The sequence below is a fragment of the Novosphingobium sp. NDB2Meth1 genome, assembly GCF_900117425.1.
In the GTDB taxonomy this organism is placed as follows: domain Bacteria; phylum Pseudomonadota; class Alphaproteobacteria; order Sphingomonadales; family Sphingomonadaceae; genus Novosphingobium.
In genome coordinates this window covers 322899-345677 of record NZ_FPEH01000012.1, presented here as the reverse complement: position 1 = coordinate 345677, position 22779 = coordinate 322899, and the positions used below count along the sequence as shown (strand labels likewise).

Annotated in this window: 12 protein-coding genes; 5 read left to right on the top strand and 7 right to left on the bottom strand. The window is 67.0% G+C overall.

The window, feature by feature from the left end; genetic code table 11:
- Positions 1 to 13: 13 nt before the first annotated feature.
- The 4 genes from NDB2M1_RS06265 to NDB2M1_RS06250 form a co-directional block, all read right to left on the bottom strand.
- Positions 14 to 1180: an ROK family transcriptional regulator gene (locus NDB2M1_RS06265; RefSeq protein WP_072380568.1), complete on the bottom strand. Its 1167-nt coding sequence runs from the start codon at positions 1178 to 1180 to the stop codon at positions 14 to 16.
- Positions 1177 to 2049, bottom strand: a complete 873-nt coding sequence (locus NDB2M1_RS06260) for an ROK family protein (protein WP_072380829.1) — start codon at positions 2047 to 2049, stop codon at positions 1177 to 1179. The genes NDB2M1_RS06265 and NDB2M1_RS06260 overlap by 4 nt, the downstream gene beginning before the upstream one ends.
- Positions 2046 to 3593 carry a tryptophan halogenase family protein gene (locus NDB2M1_RS06255; RefSeq protein ID WP_143146649.1) on the bottom strand — a complete coding sequence of 516 codons (1548 nt, stop codon included), beginning with the start codon at positions 3591 to 3593 and terminating at the stop codon, positions 2046 to 2048. The genes NDB2M1_RS06260 and NDB2M1_RS06255 overlap by 4 nt, the downstream gene beginning before the upstream one ends.
- A 113-nt stretch (positions 3594 to 3706) precedes the next feature.
- Positions 3707 to 6664, bottom strand: a complete 2958-nt coding sequence (locus tag NDB2M1_RS06250; protein ID WP_072380566.1) for a TonB-dependent receptor — start codon at positions 6662 to 6664, stop codon at positions 3707 to 3709.
- Positions 6665 to 7133: 469 nt separating this feature from the next.
- On the opposite strand from NDB2M1_RS06250, the gene NDB2M1_RS06245 reads away from it, so the two are divergent.
- Complete coding sequence (locus tag NDB2M1_RS06245) at positions 7134 to 9497, top strand: glycoside hydrolase family 3 protein (RefSeq protein ID WP_253185787.1); 2364 nt, start codon at positions 7134 to 7136, stop codon at positions 9495 to 9497.
- Positions 9498 to 9599: 102 nt separating this feature from the next.
- Entirely contained in the window at positions 9600 to 13001 is a 3402-nt protein-coding gene (locus tag NDB2M1_RS06240; RefSeq protein ID WP_072380562.1) for a glycosyl hydrolase 2 galactose-binding domain-containing protein, read from the top strand.
- A gap of 107 nt (positions 13002 to 13108) precedes the next feature.
- On the opposite strand, the gene NDB2M1_RS06235 is transcribed toward NDB2M1_RS06240, so the two are convergent.
- On the bottom strand, positions 13109 to 15298 hold the full coding sequence (locus NDB2M1_RS06235) for a xanthine dehydrogenase family protein molybdopterin-binding subunit (protein WP_253185786.1): 2190 nt from the start codon (positions 15296 to 15298) through the stop codon (positions 13109 to 13111).
- A gap of 17 nt (positions 15299 to 15315) precedes the next feature.
- Positions 15316 to 15798 carry a (2Fe-2S)-binding protein gene (locus tag NDB2M1_RS06230; protein WP_305778329.1) on the bottom strand — a complete coding sequence of 161 codons (483 nt, stop codon included), beginning with the start codon at positions 15796 to 15798 and terminating at the stop codon, positions 15316 to 15318.
- Between the two features lie 180 nt (positions 15799 to 15978).
- Here NDB2M1_RS06230 and NDB2M1_RS06225 point away from each other — a divergent pair, with 180 nt between their 5' ends.
- Genes NDB2M1_RS06225 through NDB2M1_RS06215 form a run of 3 tightly spaced genes read left to right on the top strand, consistent with a single transcriptional unit; the run spans position 15979 to position 21766 of the window.
- Positions 15979 to 17166 carry an efflux RND transporter periplasmic adaptor subunit gene (locus NDB2M1_RS06225; protein ID WP_072380558.1) on the top strand — a complete coding sequence of 396 codons (1188 nt, stop codon included), beginning with the start codon at positions 15979 to 15981 and terminating at the stop codon, positions 17164 to 17166.
- Positions 17166 to 20348 carry an efflux RND transporter permease subunit gene (locus tag NDB2M1_RS06220; protein ID WP_072380556.1) on the top strand — a complete coding sequence of 1061 codons (3183 nt, stop codon included), beginning with the start codon at positions 17166 to 17168 and terminating at the stop codon, positions 20346 to 20348. The genes NDB2M1_RS06225 and NDB2M1_RS06220 overlap by 1 nt, the downstream gene beginning before the upstream one ends.
- Entirely contained in the window at positions 20345 to 21766 is a 1422-nt protein-coding gene (locus NDB2M1_RS06215; RefSeq protein ID WP_072380554.1) for an efflux transporter outer membrane subunit, read from the top strand. Before NDB2M1_RS06220 ends, NDB2M1_RS06215 begins: the two co-directional genes overlap by 4 nt.
- On the opposite strand, the gene NDB2M1_RS06210 is transcribed toward NDB2M1_RS06215, so the two are convergent.
- Entirely contained in the window at positions 21763 to 22674 is a 912-nt protein-coding gene (locus NDB2M1_RS06210; protein WP_072380552.1) for a LysR family transcriptional regulator, read from the bottom strand. The two genes, NDB2M1_RS06215 and NDB2M1_RS06210, sit on opposite strands and share 4 nt — an antisense overlap.
- Positions 22675 to 22779: the final 105 nt, after the last annotated feature.

Genomic DNA, 22779 nt, shown 5'->3' with positions numbered 1-22779 from the left:
TGAGACAGCCCGCCTAATCCGCCAGCGCCAGATCGTCGAACGACAGCAGCGCCGCCCCCACCGCCGAGGCATCCTCCGCCAGCGCGGCGGGCATGACCGGCGCAATCGCCGGAGCATCGCGCCCGCCGCTGCGCAGCAGGAGATTGGTCCGCTGCGTCAGCCGCTCCAGCAGCGGCATCGGCAGCCGCCCGCCCACCAGCACCACGCCCGGATTGATCAGCAGGTTCACCGCCACCAAGGGCTGCACCAGCGCCCTCGCGCATTCCTCGATCCAGTCGTCGAGCACGCGCTGCAGCGCCGCGTCGGCCCCGCTCGCCTCGCCTTGCGCAAACGCCGCCCGGCCCGCCTGCGCCAGTCGCCGGTTCAGCCCCGCAATCGAGACGATCGACTGCAGCGGCACCGGCGCGCCGCCTTCACCCATCACAGGCATGAAGCCGATCTCGCCGCTGCGCCCGTCCGCGCCGCGATCATAATGCCCGCCGACGACCAGCCCGCCGCCGAGGCCATAGCTGATCAGCACATAGAAAAAGCTCTGCTCGCGCTGCCCCCGCCCGAACTGCATTTCCCCGATCGCCGCCGCCGCCGCGTCGTTCTCGATGAAGATCGGCTTCCCAAGTGGCTCGGCAAACAGCGCCTCGAGGTTGGTCGCCGACCACTGCGCATAGTCCCCCGGCATGCCCGGCAAATCGACCTCGCCAAGCCCATCGGGCAGCGCGAGGCCAATCCCGGTGATCGCCTCCGCTTCGACCCCGGCTATCGCCAGCAGCTTGTCGAGATTGCGGCGGTAGAAGCTGCGCACCTGCTCGGGCAGCGCGAACGCCACCTCGCTATCGAGCCGGGCCTTCACCGTGCCGGCAAAGTCCGCCAGCACCATCGTGATATGATCGCGGTCGACATTGAGGCCGATGGCATGCGCGCCTTCCGCATTGATCACCAGCCGCGTCGCCGGCTGCCCGCGCCCGCCGCGCTGCATGCCGGCAGTGCGCAGCAACCCGCGCTCCATCAGGCGCCGCGTGATGTTGGTCACGGTGGGATGAGCAAGGCCCGTCTGGCGCGCGAGTTCCGCCTTGGTCAGCGTGCCCTGCGCCCGGATCGCCCGCAGCACCATGCGCGTATTGTGCGCCCCCGCATCCTCGATTGTCGCGCCGCGATAGCCGCTGCGCGTCAGCCCCAGGTTCACGCTTCCGCACCCTCCAGCACATCGAGTGCGATTGCCAGCGCGCCCATCGGCCCGGCCTGATCGCCCAGCACCGGTGCACCGACCGTAAACGAAGCTTGCGCATAGCCGCCCAGACTTTCGCGCGCCGCCGCCTCGACCCGCGCCACCAGCCCGGGCCGGTTCGCCAGCACGCCGCCACCCAGCGCGACCCGTTCGGATGCTCCGGTCAACACGATGGTATGGACGAGCCGTGCAAGCACATGGACAAACGGATTCCATACTGGATGCATTTCGTCCAGAGCCTCACCGCTCCGACCCGTTCGGGCAGCCAGCGCGGGTCCGGCTATGAGTCCTTCCACACAGCCCCCGTGAAACGGGCAAATCCCCGGCGCATCGTCACCCGGCGCCCGGTCCACGAATATGTGGCCCATTTCACTGTGTGCACGCCCCGCCATAGTCCGCCCGCCGACCACGAGGCCGACGCCTACTCCGGTGCCGACGGTGATATAGGCATGGTTCGCCATCCCCTGCGCCCCGCCCCAGCGCCCTTCCGCCAGCGCCGCGCCGTTCACATCGCTGTCGAGCCCGACCGGGAGGTCATAGCGCTCCTGGAGATGCGCCGCGAGCCCGAACCCCTGCCACCCCGGCTTGGGCGTCGCGAGGAACGTGCCGAAATCCGCCGCACTGCGGTCGGTCTGGATCGGCCCGAAGGCGGCGACCCCGATGGCTTCGATGGGATAAGCCGCACACCAGATATCGAGGATCGCCGTCAGATCACTTACCGTCGCAGGCGCATCGCGCGTCGGCACCCGGCGCTGGTCGATCACCTCGCGCCCCTCGGCGAGCGTTGCGACGCATTTGGTCCCGCCAAGCTCTAGTCCGGCGATCATGCGCCGCCCCACGTCTGTTTGAAGTTGGGCCGCCCCTTCAGCGCCGGATCGAGCAGCCGCGCCAGCATCGCCAGATGCGTCGGCGCCGCCGCACGGTAGCGGCCCATCACCTCGCGGATCTGCCCGATCACCCGCCGCACTTCGCCGAAATCCGCCGCATCGGCCAGCGGATCAAGCGCCTCGGGCACGATTCCCATGCCAGCCGCGACAAAAAACCAGCTGATATCGGCAAACAGCTCCCGCCGCCGCGACACAATCCGTCCCGTCCGCCGGAACAACTCCAGCTTGGCCGCCAGACTGTCCGGCAGAGGGTTCGCCCTGATCTCGTCCCAGAACGGCTCGCCATGCCGCCGGTTGGGCACATAGTGGAGCAGCAGGAAATCGCGGATATGCGCATATTCGTCCGCCGCCTCGCGGTTGTAGGCCGCCGCCAACGCCGGATCGCAGTGCCGGTCCGGGAAGTAGTCCAGCAGCCGGTTCAGCGCGGTGTGGATGAGGTGAATGCTCGTCGATTCCAGCGGTTCCAGAAATCCGCTCGAAAGCCCGACCGCGAGGCAGTTCTTCACCCACATCGCCTTGCGGTGCCCGGCGGTGAAGCGCAGGAAGCGCGGCTCTGCCAGCGGCTCTCCTGCCGCCGCCTCGCGCAATGTCTCCGCCGCCTGCTCGTCGCTCACATGGCGGCTCGAATAGACATAGCCATTGCCCACCCGCGACTGCAGCGGAATCCGCCAGCGCCACCCCGCCTCGTGCGCGGCGGAAATCGTGTAAGGCGCGGGCGGCCCCACTGTTGCCGTCGGCATCGCCACCGCCCGGTCGCACGGCAGCCACGAGGTCCAATCCTCATATCCCGCGTGCAGCGCTTCCTCGATCAGCAGCCCGCGAAAGCCCGAGCAGTCGATAAAGAAATCCGCCTCGATCCGCCGCCCATCGGTCAGCCGGACCGCTGCAATCGCGCCATCATCCGCCAGTTCGGCCCCGACAATCCGCGCATCCACATGCGTCACGCCGCGCGCCGTCGCATGCTTCCTCAGGTATTCCGCCACCAGCCCCGCATCGAAATGCAGCGCATAGTTGAGCGCCCCGCCCGGATAGCTGCCATCCGGCGGCGGAAACGCGAACTTGCCGTCCTGCGCCAGCGCAATCGCCGGGCACAGATCGGCAAATGTCTCGTCATGCCCCGCCGCCTTGTTCTTCCACCAATAATGGTGAAACGGCCGCTGGTTGATCGTGACGCCCAGATTGCCGAACGGGTGCCAATAGGAATGGCCGCGTTCCAGCCAGTCGTCAAAGCGGATCGCCAGTTTGAAGGTCGCCTGACAATGGCGAATGAAATCAATCTCATCGACGCCGCAGTTGCTGAGGAACTCGAACACCGGCGGGATCGTCGCCTCGCCCACGCCGACGGTGGGCACATCGCTCGATTCAATCAGCGTGATCTTGCAACCGCTCGGCGCCAGCACAGCCGAAAGCAGCGCCGCCGCCGACCAACCGGCCGTGCCGCCACCCACAATCAGGATCGAGCGCAAGGGATCAGGTGTCATCATCGGTCCGGTTCGATGCTGGCCGTCATCCGGCTACAAGACAAGGCCTCACAAGAAAGGGGGGAAGGCCTAAGCCCTCCCCCCAGAAGAGGCTCCGAGGGAGGTGGAGCAAGCGTTCAGAAGTTGAACTTCACACCGGCGAAGATCCGGCGCGAACCCGATTCAAACCGGAACGGCAGTTCGGGGAATTGCAGGTAGGTCTTGGTGTTTTCCTTGTTGAGGTTGATGCCCTCGACGAACACGTTGAAATTCGGCGTCAGCTGGTAGGAAATCTGCCCGTCGAGCTGGCCATAAGGCTTCTGGTAGATACCCAGCGTGCGCGTCACCCCGCCATCGCCGAAGCCGAAGTTCCCGAGGTAGCTCTTCGAACGCCACGAGTAGGACGCGCGCGCCGCGAACCCGCTTTTCTCGAAGTAGATCTGTCCGTTGAACGAGTGCTTCGACACACCCGGCAGCGGCAGGCCCGTCTCGAAATCGTTCCTGAACTCGGTGCTCGTGTCGGAGAACGTGTAGTTCGCGGTGAAGCCGAGCCCGAACGGGAAGGCATATTGCGCCGCCAGTTCGAAGCCCTTGACCCGGCCGCCATTGCCGTTGACCGGCTGCGAGACCGGACCGATCCGTCCGCCCGCCTGGTCGTTGACGAAGACCGGCACCGTCTGCGTCACGACGAAGCTGTCGACTTCCTTCCAGAACACGCCCGCCGAAAGCAGGCCCTGCCGTCCGAAGTAGTACTCGACGCCAAGGTCGAACTGATAGGCGCGGAACGGATCGAGGCTGGCATTGCCCCGGTTGCCGCTGGTGAACAGGAACCGGTCCGTCGCCGCATCGCGGGTGAAATCGGTGGCGAAACCGCGGCCCAGATCGAACAGCGGCTGGCGCGACGTCACGCGGGCGGCCGAGGCACGCACCTTGATCTCCTGCGTGGCATCGACGACCACGTTCACGCTCGGCAGGAAATCGGTGTAGGACCGCTGGACGCTGGTGGTGTCGAAGTCCTTGACCACGCCGTTCCAGCTGTCGGTGCCGTAGTAGGTCGGGTTCGCCGTGCCCTGGTTCTGGTCCACCTTCAGCTGGGTATTGACGATGCGCAGGCCCACGTTGACGTGGAAGCTGTCATCCTTGCCGCCGATATCGGCCATCACATAGCCGGTCTTGGTCTCTTCCTTGACGAAGAAGGTCTGCAGCGGATCCTCGTAGAAGCCGAAGGGCGTCGAGGGATAGAGGTTCTGGATCCATTTCAGCGCATTGACCATCTGCGCGCGGTTCTGGATCAGCAGCTTGCCGCCCGGAACGTTGGGATTGACCAGCGTCTCGACCCGGCCCGCATTGCTGGTGAACGTGTCGTAAGGCGTGATCAGCGCGGGCGAATTGCCGAAGCGGCTGCAGCCTTTGAACGCCGCCGGCTTGTTGGCCTCGGGCAAGTCGCAGATCTTGTAGCCGATCGCGCCGTCCTGGAAGTAGCCGAGCGGTGTGTAGTTGTAGTTGAAGCCAGGCACGCGCTCTGCCGCCGGGATCTTGGTCGCGTCGATTTCGCCCTTGCCCGAATAGTCGGCCAGATAGCGGCCCGAGGTGAAGTCCACCGTGCGCTGGCCATAGCGGAAGCCGGCGCTCACCGTGATCTTGCCCTTCTCGGACGGATCGACATCCCACGCCACGTCGGTGCGGATCGAGTGCCCCTTGATCTTCGAACGGTCCCCGAAGGCCCAGTGCGACTTGAAGAAGCCGTAGGCCGGATTGCTGAACAAGTCCTGCGGGCTGTTCTGCGCGATGCCGAACCTGGGCAGATCGCCGTTGCTGTAGGTGAAGTCGAACGTCGCCGGGGCCGCGCTGTTGAGCGCCACGCCGTTCTGCAGCGGCCCGCCGACAGCGCCCTGCCGTACCGTGTACTTGGTGAAGCGCACGTCGTTGTTGGCGACATCGCGGAACAGGCTGCCGTTCGAGTAGGTCGCCTCGACGTTGGCGCGGAAGTTGGAGCCATTGTCGTACTTGGCGCCGAACTGCACGTTGTCCGAACGGATGCTCGATTCATCCACCACCGAGATCGCCTCGGCCGATTGTGCGCGGACCGTGCCGCTCGTCAGCACGCCGTTGCTGTTGATCTGATAGCCGGGCAGCAGGCCCAGGGATTCGCCCTGGCCGAACGGGAACTTCACCGACCCTTCGCGCGTGTCCACCTTGAGGTCGGAGTGGAAGTACTGCAGGTCGAGGCTCAGCGTATCCGTCGGACGGAACGCGAGGCCTGCCGAAACGCCCCAGCGCGTGCGGTACTGGTCGCGGTCGGTGAGGTAGCGGTATTCGGGCGCGTAGTAGTTGGTCGGCACCGTCGCCGTGTCGCGGCGGCCCGCGCCGAAGGCCCAGTTGCCGCGGTTCTCGCCGCCCAGAATGTCGAAGTGGGCGTTGGTCTTGCTGTAGCTGCCCGAAACGATGATGCCGATCTTGTCGTTGAAGTTGTAGCTCGCGACCACCGCGCCTGTCGGCTTCCACCCGCCGATGCCGTTGGCCTTGTTGAGCCGCGCGTTGCCCGCCACGGTCAGGCCGTTCTTGAGATCGAGCGGATTGCGCGTCTTGAGGTTGACGATACCGCCGAGGCCGCCTTCGAGCAGCGAGGCGTTGGGCGACTTGTAGACTTCGACGCCGCCGATCAGTTCGGACGGCACGCTTTCAAGGCTGTCGGTGCGGGTGAAGTTGCCCTCGCCCACCTTGAACACTTCCTGGCCGGTCACGAACAGCTCGTTGTTCAGCACGGTGAGGTTCTGCTCGAGACCGCGGATGCGCACCTTGGTGCCCTGGCCGTTCTCGCGGTCGATCTGGATGCCGGGCAGGCGCTGCAGCGATTCCGTGATGTTCTGGTCGGGGAACTTGCCGATATCCTCGGCGCTGACCGATTCGAGGATCAGGTTCGAATTGCGCTTGGCATCGAGCGCGGCGGCCAGCGACTGGCGGAAGCCGGTGACGACGATCGGCGCATTGCCCTCATCGCCCGCGGCGGCATCGGCCTGTGCAGCCTGCTGCGGTGCGCCCTGCGCGGCGGCATTGCCCGCCACCAGCAGCGCCATGATCGACGCGGCGCCCATCAGCCCGTTTCTCGAAAGCCCGGTTTTCAAATACACGGCCCTGGGACGTGCGGTGCGATCAGACATGGTCTCTCCCCTTGCAAGTTGAGCGACACCCTCCGTTTTATTCGGGGTGATGCCGCCTTTCTGGTTGTCCGGCGCCCCTTGGAAGGGAGTTGACCGGACTGTGTGGCACGGTTGCAATACGATGATCTTGTCCGTATTGTCAACGTTGTCATTCAATTTATATCATCATCATGCATTAAAAGGGGAACCCGGTACGCTTAGCCAGCCGGGAACCGGAGAGGAAAACCAAGGAATGAAGCGGATTTCTCGCCAGACCGGGTCACTCAGAACAATGGCCTTCGCGATGGTCCTCGCAGGCACTTTTACAACTGCGATGGCCCAGGCCACACCGCCCGCCGCTAAGGCCGAGTCGGCTGCGAACGTTCACCCTGAGCAATGGCCGCGAATCGCCTGGCCGAAAGTTGTGACGGACGCCGACGAGGCCAAAATCGCCCAGCTTCTCAAGCAGATGGACCCCGCCTGCAAAGTCGGACAGGTCATCCAGGGCGATATCGCCAGCCTCACGCCCGAGGATGTCGCGAAGTACAATCTCGGCTCCGTCCTCAACGGCGGCAATTCCGGTCCCGGCGGCAACGACCTTGCCCCTGCCAGGGAATGGCTGCGCTACGCCGACCTGTTCTACGCCGCTTCGATGCGCGGCCGCCCCGGCTGCCCGGGCATTCCGATGATCTGGGGCACCGACGCTGTCCACGGCCACAGCAACATCATCGGTGCCACCCTGTTCCCGCACAACGTCGGCCTCGGCGCCATGCGCGATCCCGATCTCATCGAGAAGATCGGCGCCGCCACCGCCGTGGAGATCCGCGTCACCGGGCAGGAATGGACCTTTGCCCCCACCGTCACTGTCCCGCAGGACTACCGCTGGGGCCGCGCCTATGAAGGCTATTCCTCCGATCCCGCGCTGGTCGCCAGCTATGTCGGGCGCATGGTGCGCGGTTTGCAGGGTCCACCCTCCACCGACCGCGTCCTCGCCGGCCCGCACGTCATCGCCAGCACCAAGCACTTTCTCGCCGACGGCGGCACCACCGACGGCCACGACCAAGGCAACGCACAGATCGACGAGACCACGCTGCGCCTCGTCCACGGCGCGCCCTATCTCCCCGCGATCGAGAACGGCGTCGCCACCGTCATGACCAGCTTCTCCAGCTGGAACGGCGTCAAGATCGCCGGCAACAAGGGCCTCGTCACCGACATCCTGAAAGACCGCCTCGGCTTCGGCGGCCTCGTCGTCACCGACTGGAACGCCCACGGCCAGATCGCCGGCTGCACCAATGCCAGCTGTCCGCAGGCCCTCCTCGCCGGGATCGACATGGTCATGGCGCCCGACAGCTGGAAACCGCTCTACACCAGCCTGCTGGGGCAAGTGCAGGACGGCACTGTCCCGATGTCCCGCCTCGACGATGCCGTCACCCGCATCTTGCGCGTCAAGGCCCGCCTCGGCCTGTTCGAAATGGGCGCGCCCTCCACGCGTCCACTGTCAGGCCAGTGGAACCTCCTCGGCAGCCCCGAGCACCGCGCCGTCGCCCGCGAAGCCGTGCGCAAGTCGCTGGTCCTGCTCAAGAACACCGGCGTCCTGCCGCTGAAACAGGGCGCCCGCCTGCTCGTCGCGGGTGACGGCGCGGATGACGTTGCCCGCCAGTCCGGCGGCTGGACGATCACTTGGCAAGGCACCGGCCTCACCCGCGACCAGTTCCCCGGCGCCACCACGCTGTGGGAGGGCCTCAAGTCCGCCGCCGAAGCCTCCGGCGGCAGCGCCGAATATGCACCCGACGGCCAGTTCCAGCAAAAGCCCGATGCCGCCGTGGTCGTCTTCGGCGAAACCCCCTATGCCGAGTTTCAGGGCGACATCCGCTCGCTCCAGCTGCGCAACGATCTCACCGGCCCGCTCGCCACGATGAAGGCACTCAAGGCCAAGGGCATCCCCGTCGTGGCCGTCATGCTCACCGGCCGCCCCTTGTTCGTGAACCCCGAACTCAACGCCGCCGACGCCTTCGTGGTCGCGTGGCTGCCCGGCTCCGAAGGCGCAGGCGTCGCCGACGTGCTCTACGCCAAGGACGGCGCGGACTTCACCGGGCGCCTCCCCACCGCATGGCCGCGCACCGCCCGCCACGGCGATGATCCGCTCTACGCCTATGGCTACGGCCTCTCGATGAAGCAGGGCGCGGCGCCGTGGACCGCCCTCCCCGAAGACCCCGGCGTCGCCGCCGAAGCGGTCCCCGGCGTCTACCTCCAGCGCGGACAGGCGCAGACCGGCTGGTCGCTCGTCCTTACCGATCCCTACGCCGCGCCCCATGTCGTCGGCCCCGTCCCCGCCGCCACGCCCGGCGGCCGCATCGCCATCACCGCCATCGACAAGGACGTGCAGGAAGGCGCGCGCCGCATCGTCGTCGGCAAGGGACCCGAACCCGCCACCATCGCACTCGAAGCCGCCAGCCCCCGCGACCTGTCGCGCGAGACCAACGGCGATGTGCTGCTGCTGCTGAATCTCAAGCTCGATGCCAAACCCGGCGCCCCCGTCACCATCTCGGCCCGCTGCGGCAGCGGCGCTTGCGGCGCACCTGTCGCGCTGCCCGAGCTTGCCGCCCTGGCCCTCGGCGAATGGAAAACCCTTGCGGTTCCGCTCAAGTGCCTGCTGCCCGCCGGCTCCACCAGCAACGCCGTCTCCAGCCCGCTCGTCCTCGCCACGCGCGGCCCGCTCTCGTTCGGCCTTGCCAGCGTGACGCTCGGCACGAAGGGCGATATCCTCGCAGGGTGTTCGAACAAATAATGCATTTATTTTATATTTTTATTTGACTATGGTAACGCCACTTGATTGCGTTGTCAGCCGATCCGGGCCTAACACACCGGGAGGCGAGGGGAGAGACCGGAAATGCCTACAATTGCGCGCCATCTGGCGCCGCTCCTCCCTGTCGCCGGTGCTATTGCCGCCAGCGCGCTCAACGCCGCGCCGGTCCATGCCGAAGTGCCCGACGGCGGCGGCCCCTACAACGTCCGCATCCTCGAAGGCGGCATCGGGATCGAGCGCGAAATCCCGGCTGCCGCGGCCAACGCGCCCTTCACGCTCTCGACATGGATCAATCCTGACCGCATCCAGCCCGGCGAAGTCACCCTGATCCAGCAAGGCCGCGCGCTCGTCCTCATGGACGGCCGCCCCGCCCTGCGCCTGGGGCAGACGCTGATCACCGCCGCCACCCCACTCACCGCCGGACGCTGGACCCACCTCGCCGCCACATTCGACGGCAAAACGGCCCACCTGTTCATCGATGGCAAGCTCGCCGCGCAGCAGCCCGCAACCGGCCCGGCAAGCGAACCCCGCATCGCCATCGCCCCGCCGCTCCCCGGCAAGCCCCACTTCGCCGGTTCCCTCGCCGAAGCCACGCTCGACAACACCGTCCGCGACCCCGCCACCCTCTTCGCCCAGCGCCCCGATTTCACCGTCGTCCAGTTCCGCGATGTCGGCGTCGGCTGGCCCTTCCAGCGCAAGGCAAACATAGGCCTCACCGAACAGCAGGACGCCTGGCTCCTCCCGCACGCCAACACCCCGCCCAGCGCCCCCCGTGCCATCCCGGTCAAGGCCCAGCCCGCGCCCCCCCCCGCCACTCCGGGCGAGTGGCAAATGAATGGCTGGAGGCTGATCCCCGCCCCCGATCTCGGCCCCGCTGATGGCGCCGCCCTCTCCCGCCCCGGCGTCGACACCGCCAGGTGGCTCGCCGCGCGCGTCCCCGGCACGGTCCTCGCCACCATGGTCGACCGCGGCATCTACCCGGATCCGTACTACGGCCTCAACAACCTCGCGATTCCCGAAAGCCTCGCCCGGCAGGACTACTGGTACCGCACCAGCTTCACCCTCCCCGCCGAAGCCGCCGGAAAATCCCTCGCCCTGCGCTTCGACGGGATCAACTACGCCGCCGAAGTCTGGATCAACGGCATCCGCGCCGGCACCATGAAAGGCGCCTTCGCCCGCGGCCGCTTCGCCTTCGCGCCCTTGGCCGGCGAAAACGTGGTCGCCGTCAAAGTCAGTCCTCCTCCGCACCCCGGCATCCCGCACGAGCAATCGATCAAGGGCGGCGTCGGCGAAAACGGCGGCCAGCTTGCCATCGACGGGCCCACCTTCGTCGCCACCGAGGGCTGGGACTGGATCCCCGGCATCCGCGATCGCAACACCGGCCTCTGGCAAGGCGTCGCGCTCGAAGCGACCGGCCCCGTCCGCCTTGGCGATCCGCACGTCGTCACCGACCTGCCGCTCCCGAAAACCGACAGCGCCGATATCACCATCACGGTCCCGCTCACCAACCCCGCCGCGCAGCCAATCCCCGTCACCGTAACCGCAAAGATCGGCGACATCACCCTTACCCGCACCGTCACCGCCGCCCCCGGCGAAACCACCGTCGCCTTCTCACCGACGACCGACCCCGCGCTCCACATCGCCAACCCCCGCCTCTGGTGGCCCAACGGTTACGGCGACCCGGCCCTCTACACCCTCACCCTCTCCGCCGCCGCCAATGGCCAGCCCTCCGACACCCGATCCTTGCGCTTCGGCATTCGCGAAGTCAGCTACGAGCTCGCGCTGTTCGACCACGCAGGCCGTTTGAACCGCGTCGAAGTCGATCCCACCGACGCCAGACCCGGCGAACTACCCCTGATCGACGTCCGCCACAGCGCCATCAAGCAGACCCCGCTCGGCTGGGCACAAAGCCTGACCCCCGCAGGCGAAAAATCCCCCGCCGTGCGCCCCGTCCCGCCGTCGACCCAGCTCCCCCACCTCACCTTGCGCGTCAACGGCGTGCGCATCGCCGCGCGCGGCGGCAGCTGGGGCATGGACGATGCGATGAAGCGCTTCGGCCGCGCCGAGCTCGAACCCTATTTCCGGCTCGAGCGCGAAGCCCACATGAACGTCATCCGCAACTGGATGGGCAACAACACGCAAGCCGCGTTCTACGACCTTGCCGACGAGAATGGCATGATGATCCTCAACGATTTCTGGCAGTCCACGCAGGATTTCCAGATCGAGCCCGAGGACCCGCAGCTCTTCCTCGCCAATGCGGCAGACACCATCGCGCGCTACCGCAATCACCCCTCGATCGTGGTCTGGTTCGGCCGCAACGAAGGCGTCCCCTATCCCGCGCTCAACGAAGGCCTCGATGCGCTCGTGCAGCGGCTCGATGGCACCCGCTGGTACACTGGCTCCTCCAACGTCGTGAACCTGCAAGGGAGCGGCCCCTACAATTACCGCCCGCCAGAAGGCTATTTCACCGATCTTGCCAGCGGCTTCTCGGTCGAAACCGGCACCCCCAGCCTCGCCACCCGCGAAGCCATCGAAGCCAGCGTGCCTGCCGCCGACCGCTGGCCGCTCGGCGATACCATGGCCTACCATGACTGGCACTTCAGCGGGAACGGCGACACGCGCACCTTCATGGACACGCTGGCCGCCATGTTCGGCCCCGCGACCAGCCTCGCGGACTTCGAGCGCAAGGCACAGATGATGAACCTCGAGACGCACAAGGCGATGATGGAAGGCTTCCTCGGCCACTTGTGGACGAAAAACTCCGGCCGCCTGTTCTGGATGACCCACCCCTCGTGGCCTTCCAACGCCTGGCAGCTCTACAGCTCGGACATGGACACCCACGCCGCCTACTACGGCGCCCGCGCCGGAGCGGAACCAGTGCACATCCAGCTCAACCTGCCGGACAACCAGCTCATGGTGATCAACACCACGCGCGGGGATATCCCGGCGCTGACGGCCAAGGTGCGCGTGACGGATCTGGCGGGACGTACACTCCTCCAGCAGGAAATGCCGCTGAACGCTCCGGCCAACACGGCAACGCCGGCAGGAACAGTCGATCTCGCCCCGCTCATGACGAATGGCGCGATGGTCCTCGTCGCGCTCGATCTCGTCGATACCAAGGGCGCGCTGCTCAGCCGCAATTTCTACTGGCGCGGCCGCGACACCGCCGCCTACCGCGACCTGAACACGATGCCCGCCGCCGCGATCAGCCTCACAGCCAAGGCCGGGGCGCCGCAGGGCAGCGACCGCCCGCTCATCCTCAGCCTCGCCAACACCGGCAAAACCCCCGCACTCGCGATCAAGCTCACCGTCCTCGACAAGGCAGGCGCCCGCGTCCTCCCCGTCTTCTACGAAGACAACTACATCTCACTGATGCCGGGCGAGGCGCGCACCCTCACCGTGCGTGTCCCCCCCAGCGCCAAGCCCGCCAGCATCGCGATCCGCGGCTGGAATGTGCCGGAAAGCGCGACAGGTCTGGCTCCGTAACCGATCATTCCCCACCCTCGTCATTCCCGCGAAGGCGGGAATGACGAAAGGAGAAGGCAGCAGTCCGAAACCCCGGACTCGATCCGGAGTCCCGCAACCCCTCGAAATCAAGCCTTCGCCTGATCCTTGATCGGCAGCGAGCGCACCCGCTTGCCCGTCAGCGCGAACAGCGCGTTTGCCAAGGCTGGCGTCGCCGGTGGCAGGCCCGGTTCGCCGATCCCGCCCATTTCCGCCCCGCTGTTGATGAAGTGCACGTCGACCGTCGGCGCGTTCGCCAGCTTGAGCACTTCATAGTCGCTGAAATTGCTCTGCTGCACCGCGCCCTTGTCGAGCGTGATCGCCTCGCCGATGCCCGACGAAAGCCCCATCACCAGCCCGCCGAGGATCTGCCCCTCGGCCGCCGTCGGGTTCACCACCGTGCCGCAATCGACCACCGCCCAGGCCTTGTGCACCTTGGGCATGCCGGCCTCGTCGAGCGAAGCCTCGATCACCTGCCCGACGATCGTGTTGAAGCATTCGACCACGGCCACGCCGCGCGCATGGCCCGGCTCCATCGGCGAGCCCCACCCGCTGCGCTTCGCCACCTCCTCCAGCACCGTGCGGTGCCGCCCGGGCTTCAGGTGCTTGAGGCGGAACTCGACCGGATCGACGCCCGCCGTATGCGCGAGCTCGTCCATGAAGCTCTCGGTCGTGAACCCATGCTGCGTCGCATTGACCGAACGCCACGCGCCGACCGTCTGGTTCGAGACCTGCTTGAAATGCCGCCGCGCCACGGCGGGCACATCGTAGAAGAACGGCACTTCGCGCAGGCCATCCTCCGGCTGCGCGAAATCGTTGCGCCACGCGGTGATCTTGCCGTCCGCCGAGAGCGCCGCCGTCAGCTTGGCCGAGCTCTGCGGACGGTACGCGCCTTGCGAGACTTCCTCCTCGCGCGACCAGATCAGCTTGACCGGATAAGGCACCTGCATCGCCACCCGCGCGACCTGGTCGACGATCTCCATGTACATCGGCAGGCGGCGACCGAAGCTGCCGCCGATCAGCATCGGGTGGAACGTCACCTTGTCCGCGCCAAGGCCCGCCGCGCTCGCCGCCGCGGCCTTGGCGCCGAGCGGGTCCTGCATGCCGCCCCACACGTCGAGGTGCCCGTCCTTGTAATGCGCGGTGAGCGCAAACGGCTCCATCATCGCGTGGTGGAGGAACGGCATGCGGTAGTCCGCCTCGATCACCTTGACGCCATTGGCCTTGAGCGCGGCATCGACATCGCCCTCGCCCATGGTCTTGGTCGGCTTGCCTTCGCTCCGCAGCTTGTCCTGCTCGGCGAAGTTCGTCGCGGTCGACAGCAGGCTGTGCCCACCATCGGTGAACTTCGGCGCCAACGCCCGCGCGCCCTTGAGCGCCTGCCAATAGCCCTTGGCGATCACCACCACCGCGGCATCGAGGCTGATCACCTTCTCGACGCCCGCCACGGCCAGCGCGGGCTTGGGATCCACCGATTCCAGCTTGCCCCCGCGCACCGGCGCCGCGATCACCGTCGCCACCCGCATGCCGGGTTTCATCACGTCCATGCCGTATTGCGCGGTGCCGTTGACCTTGGCCGGAATGTCGAAGCGGGGAACGGATTTCCCCATGTGCTTGAAGTCCTTGGGCTCCTTCAGGGCCACCTTGGTCGAAAGACTGCGCGTCGCCGCTTCCGCCGCGAGTTCGCCGTAGCGCAGCGACTTGCCCGACTTGGCATGGACAACCTTGCCGTCCGCTGTCGCCAGTTCGCCCGCCGGAACGCCCATGCGCCCCGCCGCCGTCTCGATCAGCGCCTGACGCGTGCCTGCGCCCAGCACCCGCAGCCCGTGCTGCCCGGTGAAGCGAAGTGCCGAAGAACCGCCGGTGATCTGCAGGTTGAGCTGCCGCGCGATCGTTCCCAGCAGCGACATCGGCATCGCCCCGATGATGCCCGGATAGCCGCTCATTTCCGAAAGGAAGCCCTTGCCCAGCACCACGTTGGCAAACGCGGACTCAGCGGGCGCCGAAACGACCGAAAGCTTGCTCCAGTCGGCGTCCAGCTCTTCGGCCAGCATCTGCGCGAGGCCGGTGTTCGAACCCTGCCCGATATCGGTGTGCGGCGAATAGAGCGTGACGGTGTCGTCCTCGCCGATGCGCAGCCAGGTGCCGAAATTGTGTCCGTCCTTGCCGTCGGTCAGCTTGGCCGCCTGCGACCTGGCCGAGCTGTCGCCATACTGGACCGCGAAAATGCCGCCGCCGACCAGTGCCGCGCCGCCGATGAGGAAGGTTCTGCGGATCATGCCCATCTGCGTTCTCCTCAGGCCGGGTTGGTGGCGGGAGTGGCGGCAGTGCCGGCCACATCATGGATCGCGGCGCGGATGCGCGGATAAGTCCCGCAGCGGCAGATATTGGTCATCGCCGCGTCGATATCGGCGTCGGTCGGCTTGGGCGTCTTCGCCAGCAAGGCCGCCGCGGCCATGATCTGGCCCGACTGGCAATAGCCGCACTGCGGCACCTGATGCGCGATCCATGCTTGTTGCAACGCGGTCAACGTTCCATCAGCGGCGGCGAGGCCTTCGATCGTGGTGATCGACTTGCCGGCCACGTCGCTGATCGGCACGCTGCACGAGCGCGTGATCTCGCCGTCGATATGCACGCTGCAGGCCCCGCAGGCCGCGATCCCGCAGCCGAACTTGGTGCCGGTCATCCCCAGCTCTTCGCGGATCGCCCAGAGCAGCGGGGTATCCGGTTCCCCTGCGAAGCTCACCGGCTTGCCATTCACCTTTGCCTCGATTGCCACGCGTTTTACTCCCCACCGGCATCCATTTGCGTTGCTTGTAGCAACTGATCACGCCCTGCGCCACTGCCAAGACGGGAGTGCGCGGTGAAGGTCCGGGGGGATGATCTTCACCCTGTCGGGTCACCTCGCTGCACCGCAGCAGGCGTTGCACTTTGAAACTAGGACACTTACGAGAGTTAAGTGCGTCGAATCATTTCTCTCCCCCTCCTCGCCGCAGCGGCCCTCGCCGCTTGCTCCCCGTCAGCACCCCCGCCACCCCCCAAGCCGCATGTCTCCGCCGCCGTTCCGCTGAAGCGGCAGGTGGTCGATTGGGACGACTACGTCGGCCGGTTCGAAGCCGTGCAGGACGTCGAGATTCGCCCGCGCATCTCCGGCACGGTCGAAAGCGTGAACTTCCGCGAAGGCGTCGAAGTGGCGAAGGGCCAGGTCCTCTTCACCATCGATCCGCGCCCCTATCGCGCCGCCGCCGAACAGGCCCGCGCCGATCTCGCCAAGGCCCAGGCGGCCCTGACCAATGCCCGTACCGAGCTGGCCCGCGCGCAGAAGCTTGTCGATGCGCAGGCCGTCAGCCGCGAGGAGTTCGAGACCAAGGAAGCCAACTTGCGCAGCGCCGTCGCAGCCGCCGACGCAGCCAGGGCAAACCTCGAAGCCAAGTCGCTCGATCTTTCCTTCACTACGGTCCGCTCCCCGATCAGCGGGCGCGTCTCGGACAAGCGCGTCTCGATCGGCACTTATGTAGCCGCCGGGCAGACGGTGCTCACCCGCATCGTCACCGTCAATCCGATCCGCTTCGCCTTCGAAGGCGCGGAAACCTTCTACCTCAAATATGTCCGCCAGGCGCAGGCGGGCGAGCGCGAATCCTCGCGCTATGCCCCCAATCCGGTCGACATCAAGCTGGCGGACGAGACAAGCTACCGCTGGCACGGCCTGATGAAGTTCGTCGACAACGCGATCGACCGCAATTCCGGCACGATCCGCGCTTTCGCTGAAGTCAGCAACCCGAATGGCTTCCTCGTCCCCGGCATGTTCGGCCGCGCCCGCCTGCTCGGCTCGGGCACCTACAGCGCACTGCTTGTCCCCGATGAAGCCATTGTCACCGACCAGACCCGCCGCTTCGTCTACGTCGTCGACAAGGACGGCAAGAGCCTCCAGCGCAATGTCGAGACCGGCCCGCTCGTCGAAGGCCTGCGCGTGATCAAGACCGGCCTCACGCCGACCGAAAAGGTCATTCTCGATGGCCTCGCGCGGCTCCAGCCCGGCATGCCGGTCGATGCCAAGCTCATCACGATGAAGCCCCGCGCGGCAGCGGATTCCCCTGCCTCGAACGCCATCGCGGCGCCCGCAGCGGCAGAAGCCACGGCCAAGTAATGCGCCTGCCGCATTTCTTCATCGACCGTCCGATCTTCGCGGCGGTGCTGTCGATCCTGATCGTCATCATCGGGGCGATTGCCTACCCGTCGCTGCCCGTCGGCCAGTATCCGGAAATCGCCCCGCCCACGGTGGTCGTCTCGGCGAACTACCCCGGCGCGACCGCTGAAACGCTGGCTGAAACCATTGCCGCCCCGCTCGAGGAATCGATCAACGGCGTCGAGAACATGATCTACATGCAGTCGTCCTCCACCGGCGACGGCAACGTGGCGATCACCGTCACCTTCAAGGCGGGCACCAATGTCGATCAGGCGCAGGTGCTCGTGCAGAACCGCGTCGCCACGGCGGAACCGCGCCTGCCCGAGGAAGTGCGCCAGATCGGCGTGACGGTGCGCAAGAACTCGCCCGACCTGCTGATGGTCGCCAATCTCTATTCGCCCGACAAGTCGCTCAGCCAGCAGTACATATCCAACTATGCAACGCTGCAGGTGATCGACCGGCTGAGCCGCATTCCCGGCGTGGGCGGCGTGCGCATCATCGGCGGGCGCGACTACAACATGCGCGTCTGGATCGATCCGGATGCCGCCGCAAGCCGCAACCTCACGGTGGACGAGATCATCGCCGCGATCCGCGCCCAGAACGCGCAAGTCGCCGCCGGCTCGGTCGGGCAGCCGCCGTTCAACCAGGGCGGCACCGCCTTCCAGCTCGGCATCCAGACCGCGGGGCGCCTCACCTCGACCGACGAGTTTGGCGATATCATCATCAAGCGCGACGAGGAGGGCCGCCTCACCCGCCTGCGCGATATCGCCCGCCTCGAGCTGGGCGCGCAGGACTATGGCACCAACGCCTATCGCGACGGCTACCCCTCCTTCGGTCTGGCCGTTACCCAGCTTCCAGGCTCCAACGCGCTGAAAACCGCCGCGGCGGTCGATGCCGAGCTGGAGGCCCTGTCGAAATCGTTCCCGCCGGGCCTCGTCTATTCGGTCCCGTTCCACCCGACCGAATACATCAGCGCCTCGATCGAAGCCGTCCAGCACACCCTGCTTGAGGCGATCGTGCTTGTCGCGCTCGTCGTGCTGGTGTTCCTGCAGAGCTGGCGCGCCTCGATCATCCCGATCCTCGCGATCCCGGTCTCGCTGATCGGCAGCTTCGCCGCGATGGCCGCCTTCGGCTTCAGCCTCAACAACCTCTCGCTGTTCGGCCTCGTGCTCGCCATCGGCATCGTCGTCGACGACGCCATCGTCGTGGTCGAGAACATCGAGCGCCTGATGGAAGAGGAAGGCCTCACCCCGCGCGAGGCTGCGCACAAGACGATGGACGAAGTCTCCGGCGCGCTCATCGCCATCGCGCTGGTGCTGTGCGGCGTGTTCATCCCGACCGCGTTCATCCCCGGCATCTCGGGCGCGTTCTACAAGCAGTTCGCGCTCACCATCGTCAGCGCCACCGCGATCTCGGCCTTCGTCTCGCTGACCCTTTCGCCCGCGCTCGCCGCGCTGATCCTGAAGCCGCGCGACCACGAGGAGACGCCCTGCCCCACTGGCTGGCGCGGCCTCCCAGTACGCTTCGCGCGCGGCTTCAACCAGCGCTTCGAAACCCTGTCGCAGCGCTATGGCCGCCTCACCGCGCGGCTGGTGCGCTCACTAGGCATGATCGGCGTCGCGTATGTCCTGCTCCTCGTCATCGCCGGCTGGCGCTTCTATGAAACGCCGACCGGTTTCATCCCCGCGCAGGACCAGAGCTACCTGATCGGCGTCGTCCAGCTTCCGCCGGGCAGCTCGCTCCAGCGCACCGACGAGATCGTGCAGGCCGCCGCCAAGATCGCGCGCGAAAATCCTGCCGTGAAGGCCACCATCGCCTTCGCCGGGTTCGACGGCGCGACCTTCACCACTGCCCCCAATGCAGGCGCGATTTTCATCACGCTCAAGGACTTCGCCCACCGCAAGGCCTCGGCGGATCAGGTCGCCAACGAACTGCGCAAGTCCTATGGCAGCATCACCGCCGGCAACGTCCTCGTCGTGCCGCCGCCGCCCGTGCGCGGCATCGGCACCGGCGGCGGCTTCAAGATGATGATCGAGGACCGCACCGGCGCCGGTTACGCGGCGCTCGAAGGCGCCGCGTTCAAGATGATGATGGCGGCCAACCAGCAGCCGGGACTCACCTCGGTCTTCACCACGTTCAACACCAAGACCCCGCGCCTCAAGGCCGATATCGACCGCGAGCGCGCCGAGCAGATCGGCGTGCCGGTCGAGCGCGTATTCGCCACGCTCGGCACCTATCTCGGCAGCACGTACGTCAACGATTTCAACTTCCTCGGCCGCACCTTCCGCGTGACCGCGCAGGCCGACGCGCCCTACCGCGACGATATCGGCGATATCCTCCGGCTCAAGACGCGCTCGGCTTCGGGCGCGATGGTCCCGCTCGCCGCGGTGATGACGCTCAAGAACGACAGCGGCCCCTACCGCGTCGTGCGCTTCAATCTCTATCCCGCCGCCGAACTGCAGGGCGATACCAAGCGCGGGTTCTCCTCGGGCCAGTCGCTGACCACGATGGACCAGCTCGCCAAGGCCAACCTCCCCGCCGGCTTCACCTACGAATGGACCGAGCTTGCCTACCAGCAGCAGCAGGCGGGCAACACCGGCATCCTCGTGTTCGGCCTCGCGGTGGTCTTCGTGTTCCTGCTCCTCGCGGCGCAATACGAAAGCCTCGTCCTCCCGCTCGCGGTGATCCTGATCGTCCCGATGTGTCTCCTCGCCGCCATCGTCGGCGTCGACATCATGGGCCGCGACAACAATATCCTTACCCAGATCGGTCTCGTCGTGCTGATCGGCCTCGCCGCCAAGAACGCGATCCTCATCGTCGAGTTCGCGCGGCAGGGCGAGGACGAGGGTCTGGAACCCCGCGCCGCCGCCGAACGCGCCGCGCACCAGCGCCTGCGCCCGATCGTGATGACCTCGATCGCCTTCATCCTCGGCACCCTGCCGCTCGTCATCGCCACCGGCCCCGGCGCGGAAATGCGCTCGGCGCTCGGCATCGCGGTGTTCTTCGGGATGATCGGCGTGACCGGCTTCGGCCTGCTCTTTACGCCCTCGTTCTACATCATCAGCCGCAATTTCGGCGAACGCGTCGGCCAATGGCTGCGCCGCAAGCCAAAGGCCCTCCCGGCGGCGGAGGGCGAAGCATGAACCGGGGCATCAAGCGTCTCGCCGCCCTCCTCCCCGCGCTGCTCCTGTCGGCCTGCGCCGTCGGCCCGGACTACAAGCGCCCCGCCGCGCTCCCGCCCGAGCAGGTCCGCCTCACCGAAGCGCTGGAAAACGGCGCCGTCACCCCTTCGCCGCTCCCGGCGCAGTGGTGGCAGCTGTTCAAGGACCCCGAGCTCGACCGGCTCGTCACGCAGGCCCTGACAAAGAACTCCGACCTGCGCGTCGCCGCCGCCAATCTCCAGCGCGCCCGCGCCGTGCTCTCCGAAGCCGGCGCCGCGCGCCTGCCGACCTCCGGTGCGACCGCGCAGTTCACCAACAGCCAGCAGGTGGTCCCCGCGCTCAGCCGCACCGTCTCGTTCGATTTCTTCTCTGTGGGCTATGATGCCTCCTACGAGGTCGATCTCTTCGGCGGGGTCAGCCGCTCGCTCGAAGCTGCCCGCGCCGATGCCGCCTCGGCACAAGCCGCCGTCGATGCCGCGCGCGTTGCGGTCGCCGCCGAGACCGCGCGCGCCTACGCCTCGGCCTGCGGCTTCGGGCAGCAGGCCGACGTCGCGCGCGAGACCGAGGAACTGCAGGCCCGCACGCTCGATCTCACACAGCGCCGCCTCGCCGCCGGGCGCGGCACGCAAAGCGAAGTCGATCAGGCCACCGTCCTTATCGAGCAGGCCCGCGCGCAGGTTCCGGTGTTCGAAGCCCAGCGCCGCTCCGCGCTCTACGCGCTCGCCGTCCTGATCGGCGATGCACCCGCCACGATCCTCGACAGCGCCGCCGCCAAGTGCCGCGCCGTGCCGATGGCCACCGAACCGCTCCCGGTCGGCGACGGCGAAGCGCTCCTCGCGCGCCGCCCCGATGTCCGCCAGGCCGAACGCGCGCTTGCCGCCGATACCGCGCGCATCGGCATCGCCACCGCCGCGCTCTATCCAAAGATCTCGCTCCTCGGCAGCACCTCGCTCGGCGCGACCCAGTTCAGCAATCTCGGCAGTGCCAATTCGTTCGGCTACTCGGTCGGCCCGCAGATCAAGTGGAACTTCCCCTTCAACGGCGCCGCCCGCGCGCGCGTCCGCGAAAGCAAGGCCGTCGCCGAAGGCTCGCTGGCAAAGTTCGACGCCGCCATCCTCAATGCGCTCAAGGAAGCCGAACAGTCACTCGCCCGCGCCGGCGGCGCCACCCAGCGCGAAGCCTCGCTGCGCCGCGCGATGACCGCCAGCAACGACGCCGCCCGCCTCTCGCGCATCCGCTTCGACTACGGCGCCGACAGCTTCCTGCAATTGCTTGACGCCGAACGCCAGCGCGCCCAGACCCGCGCCGCCCTCGCCCAGGCCGAAGCCGACCGCGCCGACGCCCAGATCAGCGTCTTCAAGGCCCTCGGCGGCGGCTGGGAAGCTCCGACAAAGCCCTAAGCCAACCCCTTCTCCAGCATCCGCCGCGCCGAGCGCTGCACGTGCTCGGCGATCGTGCGGAACGCCGCTTCCATGCTCGTCCCCCGCCGCCACGCCAGCGCCACCGAACGATGCGCCTTCCATCCCGCCACGTTGACCACGGCAATACCCGAAAGCCCGCCGACATCGCTTTGCAGATAGAGCCGCGGCAGCACCGTCAGCCCCAGACCTGATGCCGCCATCATGTGCAGGCTGTCGAGGCTGGTACCCTCATAGTCCGGGCTCAGCGCCATGTTATGCGCCTCGGCTATAAGCTGCGTTTCTCGGTGCAGGTGATGCCGCGTGTCGAGCGAGAGCAGCACCTGCCCCGCCAATGCCCCCGGATCGACCCGCCCTTCCGCCAGCGGGCTGTCCACCGCCACCACCAGATCGAGCGGCTCGCGGAACAAGGGCTCGATTTCCAGATCATCCCCCCGGATCGGCAGCGGCCCGAGCATCACGTCGAGCTCCCCGCGCGAGACCTGCAGCGCCTGCTCGTCCGGAATGCCCTCGCGCACATAGAGCCTCAGCCCCGGTGCCGCGCGGTGCAGATCGGCAATGATCGGCGAAAGCAGATAGGGCCCCAAAGTCGGCGTCGTCCCCATCCGCAGCGTCCCGGTCAGCCCCGTCGCCGCAGACTGCGCCAGCTCCTCGATGGCGCGTACTTCACCCAGAATGCCGCGCGCCTTGGATACGATGCTCCGCCCGATCGGCGTCAGGATCGCCCCCGTCGTCGAGCGCTCCAGCAGCCGCACCCCGAGCCGCTCCTCCAGCGCCTTGACCTGCTGGCTCAGCGCCGGCTGCGAGACATGGCTGATCCGCGCCGCTTCCGCGAACGAACCGGTATCGGCCAGCGCGACAAGGTAGTGGAGTTGGCGGATCGTGGTCATTCTTTGGTTATAACCATAGCCTATAGGGGCCAGACAAGAGATGTAATTGGCGCTGCGCTGCACAATGTCCTAAATGCACCGCACCGATACCGGAAATCAGAGCTC